The organism is Stenotrophomonas sp. (assembly GCF_059505245.1).
This window is the reverse complement of sequence record NZ_JCACKF010000011.1, coordinates 103,120-115,925: the sequence shown is the minus strand read 5'-3', so window position 1 is coordinate 115,925 and position 12,806 is coordinate 103,120. Positions and strand designations below refer to the sequence as shown.

Annotated in this window: 6 protein-coding genes; all 6 read left to right on the top strand. The window is 59.7% G+C overall.

What is annotated here, in order from left to right; genetic code table 11:
- Positions 1-95: 95 nt before the first annotated feature.
- The 6 genes from guaA to AC5JLE_RS04355 all read left to right on the top strand — a co-directional run bounded on the left by guaA (position 96) and on the right by AC5JLE_RS04355 (position 12,708).
- Entirely contained in the window at positions 96-1,661 is a 1,566-nt protein-coding gene (gene guaA / locus AC5JLE_RS04380; RefSeq protein WP_069139962.1) for a glutamine-hydrolyzing GMP synthase, read from the top strand.
- A gap of 207 nt (positions 1,662-1,868) precedes the next feature.
- On the top strand, positions 1,869-5,063 hold the full coding sequence (locus AC5JLE_RS04375; RefSeq protein WP_414613856.1) for a helicase-related protein: 3,195 nt from the start codon (positions 1,869-1,871) through the stop codon (positions 5,061-5,063).
- 14 nt (positions 5,064-5,077) lie between these two features.
- Positions 5,078-6,865, top strand: a complete 1,788-nt coding sequence (locus AC5JLE_RS04370) for a GmrSD restriction endonuclease domain-containing protein (RefSeq protein ID WP_164166724.1) — start codon at positions 5,078-5,080, stop codon at positions 6,863-6,865.
- On the top strand, positions 6,862-7,671 hold the full coding sequence (locus AC5JLE_RS04365) for a DUF4391 domain-containing protein (protein ID WP_462458801.1): 810 nt from the start codon (positions 6,862-6,864) through the stop codon (positions 7,669-7,671). Before AC5JLE_RS04370 ends, AC5JLE_RS04365 begins: the two co-directional genes overlap by 4 nt.
- A 26-nt stretch (positions 7,672-7,697) precedes the next feature.
- Positions 7,698-9,689 (top strand): site-specific DNA-methyltransferase, encoded by a 1,992-nt coding sequence (locus AC5JLE_RS04360; RefSeq protein ID WP_414613858.1) that lies wholly within the window; start codon positions 7,698-7,700, stop codon positions 9,687-9,689.
- Between the two features lie 13 nt (positions 9,690-9,702).
- A complete protein-coding gene (locus AC5JLE_RS04355) occupies positions 9,703-12,708 on the top strand; it encodes a type III restriction-modification system endonuclease (protein ID WP_414613859.1) in 3,006 nt (1,001 codons plus the stop codon).
- Positions 12,709-12,806: the final 98 nt, after the last annotated feature.

Sequence of the window (12,806 nt, the reverse complement as noted above, 5' to 3'; positions counted from 1 at the left end):
GAGCAAAGAGGAACGGGGAAGCACTTCCCGTTCCTCTTTCTCCATCTGCCGCCGTAAATCTGATTTCGTTTTCCCTACTGCATTGCCGGGGCGCCATGACCAACATCCATAACGACAAGATCCTCATCCTCGATTTCGGCGCGCAGTACACGCAGCTGATTGCCCGCCGCATCCGCGAGCTGGGCGTCTACTGCGAAATCTGGGCGTGGGACCATAACCCGGCCGAGATCGCCGCGTTCGGCGCCAAGGGCATCATCCTGTCCGGCGGCCCGGAATCGACCACGCTGCCGGGTGCGCCAGCCGCGCCGCAGGAAGTGTTCGACAGCGGCCTGCCGATCTTCGGCATCTGCTACGGCATGCAGACCCTGGCCGCGCAGCTGGGCGGTGCCACCGAAGCGGCGGATCAGCGCGAGTTCGGCCACGCCGAAGTGAACGTGATCAACCCGGATGCGCTGTTCAAGGGCCTGAGCGACCACGGCGGCGAGCCGAAGCTGAATGTCTGGATGAGCCACGGCGACCACGTCTCCGTTGCACCGCCGGGCTTCACCATCACCGCCACCACCGACCGCATTCCGGTGGCCGCCATGGCCAACGAAGAGAAGCGCTGGTACGGCGTGCAGTTCCACCCGGAAGTGACCCACACCCTGCAGGGCCAGGCGCTGCTGCGCCGCTTCGTGGTGGACGTGTGCGGCTGCCAGACCCTGTGGACCGCCGCCAACATCATCGACGACCAGATCGCCCGTGTGCGCGAACAGGTGGGCGATGACGAAGTGATCCTGGGCCTGTCCGGCGGCGTCGATTCGTCCGTGGTGGCTGCGCTGCTGCACAAGGCCATCGGCGAGAAGCTGACCTGCGTGTTTGTGGATACCGGCCTGCTGCGTTGGCAGGAAGGCGACCAGGTGATGGCGATGTTCGCCGAGCACATGGGCGTGAAGGTCGTTCGCGTGAATGCCGCCGACCGTTACTTCGCCGCGCTGGCAGGCGTGAGCGACCCGGAAGCCAAGCGCAAGATCATCGGCAACCTGTTCGTTGAGATCTTCGACGAAGAGTCGAACAAGCTGAAGAACGCCAAGTGGCTGGCGCAGGGCACCATCTACCCGGACGTGATCGAATCGGCCGGCAGCAAGACCGGGAAGGCGCATGTGATCAAGAGCCACCACAACGTGGGCGGCCTGCCGGAGCACATGAAGCTGGGCCTGGTGGAGCCGCTGCGCGAGCTGTTCAAGGACGAAGTGCGCCGCCTGGGCGTTGAGCTGGGCCTGCCGCGCACCATGGTCTACCGCCATCCGTTCCCGGGCCCGGGCCTGGGCGTTCGCATTCTGGGCGAAGTGAAGCCGGAATACGCGGAACTGCTGGCTAAGGCCGATGCCATCTTCATTGATGAGCTGCGCAAGGCCGACCTGTACGACAAGACCAGCCAGGCGTTTGCCGTGTTCCTGCCGGTGAAGTCGGTGGGCGTGGTGGGCGATGCGCGCGCTTATGAGTGGGTGATTGCGCTGCGGGCCGTGGAGACGATTGACTTCATGACGGCGCACTGGGCGCATCTGCCGTATGAGTTCCTGGGGACGGTGAGCAACCGGATCATCAATGAGTTGCGGGGGGTTTCAAGGGTTGTCTATGACATCTCGGGGAAGCCGCCGGCGACTATTGAGTGGGAATGAGTTAAACCTCAGTTGAGGCCCCTTTGGACCCAGGCGGCTACCCCCAAGCCCGCGTAACTGCGGGCTTTTTTTGTGATTTAATCCCTCTCTGGCGACTGGATGCCGTGGGCGCTTCAGGCGAGTTGGCGGTGGAGCTGAATTCGCGGCGCCTCAGAGATTCAAGGGGAGAGGGATATGAGGCTAATTTCGAATGCTGGTTCGCAGCGCGTGCTTGAGCTGATGCGTCCCTTTCTTGAGGTAGGAAATCGACTTGACTGCGTAACGCCTTCGTTTTCTCTCTACGCGTTTGCACAACTCCGAGAGGCGCTGTGCTCCGTGGAGCGAGTCCGGCTGATCGTTCCTGCTGACAGTGAATCCCTTGATCTACTCGGTACGGATGATGATCGTGCCGAGAGAAATCGCCTGCAGGCACGTTGGTTGGCAAATCAGTGTGCGAAATGGATCAATGAGAAGGTGGACCTGCGTCTAGCAAAAGGATCGGTCCCGCAGGGGGCTGCTGTCATGCGGGCGCATGGCGGGGTGCCTGCACAGGCCGTACTGGGATCATTCTCTTTCAGCACTTCAGGTCTCGGCGTGACGCCGAGTAATCCTCTGAATTTGATTCAAGCCTCAGAAACTGCCGATGAAGCCCTGCAGCTCGCTCAGTGGTTTGATCGCCAGTGGGTTGGCCTGGAGGGTGTCGAAGCCTACGCTGGGCCAGAAGGCAAACAAGAATCGATTCTTGAAGCGCTAAGAGGCCTTGGCGAGCACCGCGATCCATGCACAATCTACAACTTGATGCTGCATCACTTGTTCCGTGAGAACGGGGACAGGCTGGATGAGGAGCGCATTGTCAATTCCGCCACCGGCATCCGCAACACCGTGGTGTGGAAAAAGCTCTTCAGGTTTCAGAGCGATGGCGTGGTGGGGGCCATTGACAAGCTGAATCGCTTTGGGGGGTGCATCATTGCTGACAGTGTGGGCTTGGGCAAAACTTTTGAAGCCTTAGCTATCATCAAATATCACGAACTGCGCAACGACCGCGTGCTGGTGCTGGCGCCCAAACGCCTGCGCGACAACTGGACGCTTTACAAGGCCAACGACAAGCGCAACATCCTTGCGGCTGATCGGTTCAACTACGACGTGCTCAACCACACCGACCTGTCGCGTGATGGCGGCCTGTCGGGCGACATCGACCTGTCTCATGTGAACTGGGGCAACTACGACCTGGTAGTGATCGACGAGTCGCACAACTTCCGCAACAAGGCCACGCACAAGGGCAAGGAATCGCGCTACGACCGCCTGATGCGACGCATCATTCGTGAAGGCGTCAAGACCCGGGTACTGATGCTCTCGGCCACGCCGGTCAACAACCGCTTGGGCGACCTGCGCAACCAGATTGCCTTTGCCACCGAAGGCGATGACACCGCCCTGTTAGAACACGGCATCGCCAGCATCGAGGCCACGACCCGCAAGGCGCAGGCGCAATTCAATCGCTGGCTGGCACTGGACGAAGCTGAGAAGACCCCCACCCAGTTGGTGGAGATGCTGGGCTTTGACTACTTCACCCTGTTGGACCATCTCACCATTGCCCGCTCCAGGCGGCATGTGGAGAAGTACTACGGCACCAGCGAGACCGGCCGTTTCCCTGACCGACTGCCGCCCATCAACATCAAGGCCGACGTAGACCTTGCGGGCGAGTTCCGTGCCATCCGCGACATCAACCAGGAAATCCGTCGACTCACCCTCGCCAGCTACGCGCCGCTGCGCTATGTGCTGCCCCACAAGCAGGCGGCCTACGACGCCAAGTACAGCACCCAGGTGCGTGGCGGCGAAGGTTTCTTCCGGCAGGCGGATCGTGAAGAAAGCCTGATCCATCTGCTGCGTGTGAACGTGCTCAAACGCATGGAAAGCTGTGTGTCGGCCTTCACCCTGACCGTACAGCGCCAACTCAAGGATGTAGAGAACACGCTGGCACGCATCGAGTCCCATGCTGAAGCGCTGGAAGAAATTGACATTGCCGACGTCGATATCGACGACCCGGCGTTTGAGGCCTTGCTGGTAGGCCGCAAAGTCAAGGTGCTGCTGGGCGATGTGGATCTGATTCGCTGGAAGCAGGACCTACTGGAAGACCGCAACCGCTTGGCGACCCTGCTGGCGGCGGCGCGCCAAGTGGATGCCGTGCGCGATGCCAAGCTGGCAGCCTTGCGCGACATGATTGCCCGCAAATGCTCCCAGCCCATCAACACCCACGATGGCAAAGCCAACCGCAAGATCATCGTGTTCACCGCCTTCTCTGACACGGCGCACTATCTCTACGCCCAACTTGCCCCCTGGGCCAGGGACACGCTGGCTGTGCATTCGGCGGTCGTCACAGGCAGCGCCGGCATTCAAACCACCATGCCGGGTTTAAGTAAGCGCATGGGCGACGTGCTCTCGGCCTTCGCGCCGCGCGCCAAGGAGCGCCCGCAAGACCTGGCGGATGAAGGCGAAATCGACCTGCTGATCGCCACCGACTGCATCTCCGAAGGGCAGAACCTCCAAGACTGCGACTGGCTGATCAACTACGACATTCACTGGAACCCGGTGCGCATCATCCAGCGCTTCGGGCGTATCGACCGCATCGGCTCGCCCAATCAGCGCATCCAGCTCGTGAATTTCTGGCCCAACATGGAGCTGGAGGAATACATCAACCTGGAGCAGCGCGTCAGCGGCCGCATGGTGCTGCTCGATGTCTCGGCCACTGGCGAAGAAAACCTGATCGAGCAGCAGTCCGGCAACGCCATGAACGACCTAGAGTACCGGCGCAAGCAACTGCTCAAGCTGCAGGACACGGTGATCGACATGGAAGATCTGTCGACTGGCGTGGCGATCACCGATCTCACCCTGACCGACTTCCGCATCGACCTGGCGCAGTACCTGAAAGCGCACCCCGGCAAGCTGGACACCCAGCCGCTGGGTGCTTACGCGGTCACCACCACGCTGGATGCCGACATTCCGCCCGGCGTGATCTTCTGCCTGCAAGCCTGCAGCCCGGCAGCAAAGCCCGCCACAACGTCCGACTACCCGCTCGCACCGCACTACCTGGTGCATGTCAGCGATGACAGCACCGTGTTGCTGCAGTACCCGCAGGCCAAGCGCATCCTGGATCGCCTCAAGCGCCTGGCGCTCGGGCGCGAACGGCCAGATGATAGTGCCTGCGCGCGCTTCGATAAGGCAACCAAAGGCGGCGAGGACATGCGCCACGCCCAGAAGCTGCTCGCTGCGGCGGTGGCCTCCGTCGCCGGGAAGCAAGAGGAACGGGCCGTGGCCAGCCTGTTCACGCCCGGTGGCACGCACGCCATGAAAGGCGAGTTCGCCGGCAGCGGCGACTTTGAGGTGGTGGCATTCCTGGTTGTGCTGCCCGATCAGCAAAGTATTTGATTGCAAGGACCAGCATGAGCTTTCGCACCGCAGAACCTGCATTGAAAGATGTCCTCGATGGAATTGCATCGGGGCAAATCCAGCTTCCTGACTTCCAACGCGGCTGGGTGTGGGACGACAACCATATTCGGTCGTTGATCGCGAGCCTCTCGCTCTCCTACCCGATTGGTGCGGTCATGTTTTTGGAAGCAGGCGGGGTGCCATTCAAACCCCGACTGTTTGCCGGTGTGAACCTGCAGCCTGCGCCTGCTCCTAAGACCCTCGTGCTTGATGGTCAGCAGCGCCTGACCTCCATGTACCTGGCGCTGCGCAGCGGCCAGCCGGTGCCGACACGCACGGAGAAAGGCGCGGATATTCGTCGTCTTTATTTCCTCGACATGAGCAAATGCCTGGATGAATCGGTAGACCGCGAAGAAGCTGTTCTCTCGGTGCCAGAGACGCTGCAAGTCACGTCGGATTTCGGCCGAAAGGTCGATCTGGACGTCAGTACGTATGAATTGCAATTTGCCCAGCGCTTGCTCCCGGTTGCCCTTTTGTTCGATGCCGAGGGCTACATGACCTGGAAGATGGGGTTCGCACAGCAACACGCTCAGAATCCTGAGGCGGCCATGTTCTTGATGCGCTTTGATCAAGCCATCTGGCTGCGCTTCCAACAATTCAAGGTGCCCGCCATCGAACTGACCCATGACACGCCACGCGAAGCCGTGTGCCAAGTCTTCGAGAAGGTCAATACCGGTGGTGTCACACTGACCGTGTTCGAGTTGATGACCGCCACCTTCGCAGCGGATGAATTCAACCTCCGCGATGACTGGGACGCGCGGCAGGAGCGACTAACCGCCAAGCACGATGTGCTTACGGCGGTGGATGGCACCAGCTTTCTCACCGCAGTGACGCTGCTTGCCAGCTATCGGCGGCACAAAGCGCACGGCACATCCGTCAGTTGCAAGCGTGCAGATGTGCTGAAGTTGCCGCTGGCGGACTTCAAGACTCTGGAATCCGATTTGGAGAAAGGCTTCAAGCGGGCTGCCGAGTTGCTGGCAGAGGAGAAAATCTTCGATGACCGAAGCCTGCCGTATGCCACGCAGCTCGTTCCGTTGTCGGCCATCTGTGCGCACCTGGCAGACCGCACGACGCAACATGGCGTCAAGCAAAAGCTGCTGCGCTGGTACTGGAGCGGTGTTCTGGGCGAACTGTATGGCGGCGCCAACGAAACCCGTTTCGGCATGGACATCCAGGATGTGGTCGCCTGGGTCGAAGGCGGCAGCGAACCGCGTACGGTGCGCGACGCCAACTTTGCGCCGACGCGCCTCCTGTCCCTGCAAAGCCGCCTCGCAGCGGCCTACAAGGGGCTGGCCGCCTTGCTCATGAAACACGGTGGTCGGGATTTCGTCAGCGGTACGCCGATCGACCTCAACACCTACTTCAACAACGCCATCGACATCCACCATGTGTTCCCCCGTGCCTGGTGCGAAAAGCAGAAATTGCCCAAGGAGAAGTGGAACAGTGTGGTCAACAAGGCCCCTCTGGCCGCTGGCACCAATCGTTTCATCAGCGGGGATGCGCCCAGCGTGTACCTCGCCCGCATCCAGAAAGCCAAGCAGGTGGCCCCCGATAGCCTGGACGAGTTTCTGCTCTCCCACGTGATTCCGGTGCCTGCGCTGCGATCGGATGATTTCGATGCGTTTGTCCGCCAACGCGCTACCGCACTGTTGGAGCTGATCGAGCAGGCCATGGGCAAAGCCATTGCCGGGCGCGACAGTGAAGAAACGGTCAACGCATTTGGAGCGGCACTCTCGTCATGAACTGGTCGTATGTCGTCAGTGCACTGTGTCTCCCGGATAGCGCGCGGGTGGATCAGCGCGTGCCCAAGAAGCTGTTGCTGGAGAAGGGTGCGCCCACCGCCTCTGACAAGCGCTTGATTACGGATGCGATTGAAGACATACAGTGGCTGGCCGCCCTCAAACCCAACACCATCGGCGTGCCCGAGTACCGCGATACGCAGCGCGAATACCTGGAAGTTGCGGTGCTGGCCGTCACCTTGCGCGGAGCCATCAAGCCAGCCAGCCTTTCACGCCTTGCAGAACTGGTGCACCGGGCCGTGCCTTACCCGGTGCTGTTGCTGCTGGATGAAAAACGGGCTGAAGGGCCAACACTGACCCTCTCGCTGGCGCATAAGCGCTGGGCGCAGAACGAGGCGGGCAAGATCGTGCTCGATGACGATCTCGTGTCGGCCTCGCTGCTTCAAGCAGCCGATGGCACACCTGGAGCTGATGCGAAGGTGGCTTCCGACATCGAGCGGGATTTCATGCAGTCGCTTGCAGTTTCGCGTCAGCCCCAAGCATCGCTACATGCCCTCTATGAGGGCTGGATCGTATGCGTGCAGGCCCTGCACGCCGCGCGGCGGACACGGATTTATCGAGCCGCAGCAACCCCGGAACAGGCTGCCGCGCGACGGCAAGCACTGGCTGATTGCCAGCGGCTGGAAGGCGAAATCAGTCGCCTGCGGGCCGAGGCGGCCAAAGAAAAACAACTGGCGCGCCAGGTGGAGCTGAACCTGATGTTCAAGCGCCTCCGGGCCGAACTGGCCGCCGCACAACAGCAGCTTTGAAGATTGAACGAATGACGGAGAAGACCATGGAAAAGTTCACGGCAGCTAGCCCCGAAGCCCAGTCCACCGATCTGGTGGCGGGCAACATCGAGCAACTCAAGGCGCTGTTTCCTGAACTGATTACCGAGGGAGCGGGCGGTCCGGCAGTGAATGTGGACGTGCTGAAGGCTTTGGTGGGTGATGCCAGCGTCACCGATGCCGATGAGAAGTATGGCCTCAACTGGCACGGCAAGCGCCGTGCCCGCCAACTGGCGCTCAGGCCCAGCACAGGCACACTGCGCCCCTGCCCGGGAGAAAGTGTGGACTGGGATACCACCAAGAATCTGATGATTGAGGGCGACAACCTTGAAGTGCTCAAGCTGCTGCAAAAAAGCTACGCCGGCAAGGTCAAGCTGATCTACATCGACCCGCCGTACAACACCGGCAAGGATTTTGTGTACCCGGACAACTTTCAGGACAACATTAGAAACTATCTGGAGTTGACCGGCCAGATGGAAGGTGGGCAGAAGATCAGCAGCAATACCGAGGCCAGTGGGCGATTTCATACCGACTGGTTGAATATGATGTATTCGCGCTTGAAGGTGGCGAAAGTCATGCTTCATCCGGCAGGAGTAGTCATGGTGTCCTGTGACGACAATGAACTGTCTCGACTCCTGCTTGTGATGGATGAGTTGTTTGGCGAAGAAAATTTCGTTGCTCAAGTTATTTGGCAGCGATCAAAGAAAGGCGACGCCAAGCTCATAGCTGCTGTGCACGAGTACATCGTCTGCTATGTGCGTGACAAGGCGGCAGTCCTTGAGAAAGGCGTGTGGCGTCGACCGAAGGAGGGAGCAGATGAGGTGCTGGCGAAGTACGTAGAATTGAAAACTGCGCTGAATTCAGATCATCAGGCAATCAGAACCGCCATGATGGAGTGGTATCGCCAACTGCCAGATGGCGATCCACGAAAGTCGCATAAGCATTACAGTTGGTCCGATGACCGAGGTCTGTACTTTGCGGCTGACTTCGCTGGTCCGGATGATGGGCGTGAGTCACGTCCCCGACACGACATACTGCACCCGACAACTGGGAAGTCGTGCAAAAAGCCATCCACTGGTTGGCGATGGGACGAAGAAAAGACGAACTGGGCATTGGCCCAAGTGCCGCCGCGCATTCACTTCGGATCAGACGAAACCACGATTCCGACTCGTAAAAGCTATCTTTTTGAGATTGATAGCGAGCCATTCTCGTCTGTTTTTTATAGAGATGGCCGCTCGGCGACGCTCGAAGTGGAAGATCTCGTTGGCAAAGGATGGTTCCAGTTCCCCAAGAATACCGATGTACTGGCTGAGCTGATCGAGTTGACTACGAAATCCGACGACATCATTATGGATTTCTTCGCTGGTTCGGGTAGCACGGGTCATGCGGTTTACAAGGTGAACGCGGCCCAGGGATCAAGGCGGCGATTCTTACTCGTCCAGTTGCCAGAGCCAACGGGTAAAGATCAGTTCAAAACCATCGCGGACATTACTCGCAAGCGTTTGCGGGAGGCGAGTGCCAAGATCGGGAAAGCTGGTGATGCGGAGGCTGGCAAAACCGGCTTTCGCGCGTTCAAGCTAGACACCTCTAATATCCGTGCCTGGAATCCGAAACCGGACGATCTGGAAGCCACGCTGTTCGACCATCAGGATCACCTGCTCGAAGGCCGCAGCGAGGCCGATGTGCTTTATGAGCTATTGCTCAAGCTCGGCCTCGACCTGTGCGTGCCCATCGAAAAACGCTGCATCGAAGGGCTTGATGTGCATGCCGTTGGCGGCGGTGTGCTGCTGGCTTGCCTGGCCGAAAAGATCACCCGTGAGCAGGTGGAGTCACTTGCCCAAGGCATCATCGCCTGGCACAAGGAGTTGGCGCCCGCTGGCCCGGCTGGAAAAGAATGCACCTGCGTGTTCCGCGACGGCGCGTTTGTCGACGACGTGGCCAAAACCAATCTCGCCGCCATTCTGGAGCAGCACGGCATCCAGAACGTGCGCAGCTTGTAAGGGAGGGCTCGCCATGAAACTGCACTTCGAGCCCAATCTCGACTACCAGATGCAGGCCATCGAGGCTGTATGCGATCTTTTCCGTGGTCAGGAGGTCTGCCGCACCGAATTCACGGTGACCATGAAATTGCCTGAGGACGCGCAGATGTCATTGGGTGTGGCACAGTCCGACCTTGGCGTTGGCAATCGCTTGACGCTTTTGGACGATGAACTGCTCAAGAACCTCGCGGAAATCCAGTTGCGCGGTGGTCTGCCGCCTTCCAGCTCGCTGACTTCGGGCGACTTCACGGTGGAAATGGAGACCGGCACCGGCAAGACCTATGTGTACCTGCGCTCGATTTTCGAGATGAACAAGCGTTACGGCTTCACCAAGTTCGTGATCGTGGTGCCGTCGGTGGCGATCAAGGAAGGCGTTTACAAGACCCTGCAAGTCACCGAGGAGCATTTCAAGGGGTTGTATGCGGGCGTGCCCTTCGATTACTTCCTGTACGACTCGGCCAAGCCCGGACCGGTGCGCAACTTCGCCACCAGCGCCAACATCCAGATCATGGTGGTGACGGTGGGCGCCATCAACAAGAAGGATGTGAACAACCTCTACAAAGAGAGCGAGAAGACCGGCGGCGAGAAGCCTATTGATCTGATCAAGGCTACCCGGCCGATCATCATCGTGGATGAACCGCAAAGCGTGGACGGCGGCCTGGAAGGCCGTGGCAAGGAAGCACTGGATGCCATGAACCCGCTCTGCACGCTGCGCTACTCCGCCACCCATGTGGACAAGCACCACATGGTGTTCCGCCTGGATGCCGTGGATGCGTATGAGCGCAGGCTGGTCAAGCAGATCGAGGTGGCATCGGCCACAGTAGAGGACGGGCACAACAAGCCTTTCGTGCGCCTGGTGAAGGTGGAGAACAAGCGTGGGCGCATCAGCGCCAAGGTCGAGCTGGATAGACAAGCCGCCACTGGCGTGCAACGGGTGGAGGTGACGGTCAGCGATGGTGACGACCTCCAGCAGAGTGCCTGTGGCCGTGCGATCTACGCCGATTTTCGGGTTGGTGAGATCAGTACGGCCAAGGGCGAAGAGTTCATGGAGCTGCGTTACCCCGGCGGCGAAGTGTTTTTGAAGCCCGGCCAAGCCCACGGTGATGTGGATGCGCTGGCCGTGCAACGCGAGATGATTCGTCGCACGATCAAGGAACACCTGGACAAAGAAAAGCACCTGCGTCCATTGGGCATCAAGGTGTTGAGCCTGTTCTTCATCGACGCGGTGGACAAGTATCGTCAGTACGATGCGGACGGCCAGCCGGTCAAGGGCGTGTATGCACAGATGTTCGAGGAGGAATATCGCCGTGCTGCCAAGTTGCCGGCTTACCAGAGCTTGTTTGCCGAGATCGACCTCGCGTCCGCTGCCGAGGAGGTGCACAACGGCTATTTCTCCATCGACAAGAAGGGCGGCTGGACCGACACCGCCGAGAACAATGCAGGTAACCGGGAGAACGCCGAGCGGGCCTATAACCTGATCATGAGGGAGAAGGAGAAGCTGCTGTCCTTCAGCACGCCGCTAAAGTTCATCTTCTCCCATTCCGCCCTCAAGGAAGGCTGGGACAACCCCAACGTGTTCCAGATTTGCACCTTGCGCGACATTCAGACCGAGCGCGAGCGCCGCCAGACCATTGGCCGCGGCCTACGCCTTTGCGTCAACCAAGATGGCGAGCGGGTGCGCGGTTTCGAGGTCAACACCCTGACTGTGGTAGCTACGGAAAACTACGAACAGTTTGCTGAGAACCTGCAGAAGGAAATCGAGAAAGACACGGGCATCCGCTTTGGCATTGTGGAGCCGCACCAATTTGCCGCCATTGCCGTGACCGGCGCTGAGGGACATGTCGCACCGTTGGGCATGGTGCAATCGAAGGCACTGTGGGAGCACCTGAAAGCTGCCGGACATATCGATGCCAAGGGCAAGGTGCAGGATTCACTGAAAACGGCGCTGAAGAATGGCGTCCTGGGACTGCCGGCCGAGTTTGATGCGCAGAAGGCCCAGATTGCCGAAGTGCTGCGCAGGCTGTCTGGCCGGCTGGACATCAAGAATGCCGATGAGCGCAGGCAAGTGCCGGTGCGCAAGGGCAAAGATGGCAAGGCCGTTTATCTGAGCGACGAGTTCAAGGCACTGTGGGACCGGATCAAGCACCAGACAACGTACCGCGTGCAGTTCGATAACGCCAAGCTGGTGGCGGATTGCATCGCAGCGTTGCAGAAGGCCCCGGTGATTGCCAAGGCACGGCTGCAATGGCGCAAGGCCGACATCTCTATCGGCCAGTCAGGTGTCGCCGCGACAGAGAAGGGGGGCGCGGCGACCGTGGTGCTGGACGAGGCGGATATCGAGCTGCCGGATTTGCTGACCGACCTGCAGGACCGCACCCAGCTCACCCGGCGCAGCCTCGTCAGCATCCTGACGGGAAGCGGCCGCCTTGACGACTTCAAGCGCAATCCGCAGCAGTTCATCGAATTGACCGCCGAAACCATCAACCGCTGCAAGCGCTTGGCCCTGGTCGATGGCATCAAGTACCAGAAGCTGGGTGACCAGCATGTCTATGCGCAGGAGCTGTTCGAGAAGGAAGTGCTCACCGGCTATCTCAAGAACATGTTGCTGGATACACAGAAGTCGGTCTATGAGCATGTGGTATACGACTCGACCACCGAACGCGACTTCGCCGATGGGCTGGAGAAGAACGACGCCATCAAGCTCTACGCCAAGCTGCCAGGCTGGTTCAAAGTGCCCACGCCGCTGGGTACCTACAACCCCGATTGGGCCGTGTTGGTAGAAGAAGACGGAACTCAGCACCTGTACTTTGTGGTGGAAACCAAGAGCAGCCTGTTCACCGATGACCTGCGCGACAAGGAAAGCGCCAAAATCGAATGCGGCAAGGCGCATTTCACTGCGCTGGGGGTTGGGGAGAACCCAGCCCGGTATGTGGTTGCGCGCTCGGTTGGTGATCTTTTGACCGAAGCGGCAAAGGGCTAGTATTTCGCTGCCACGCAAGGGATCAGAAAGGTCGATTAGTATGCGTCTCAAGCGTCCTTCGATGGATGCTTGAGACGCTGATTCTCTAGCTGCTGGAC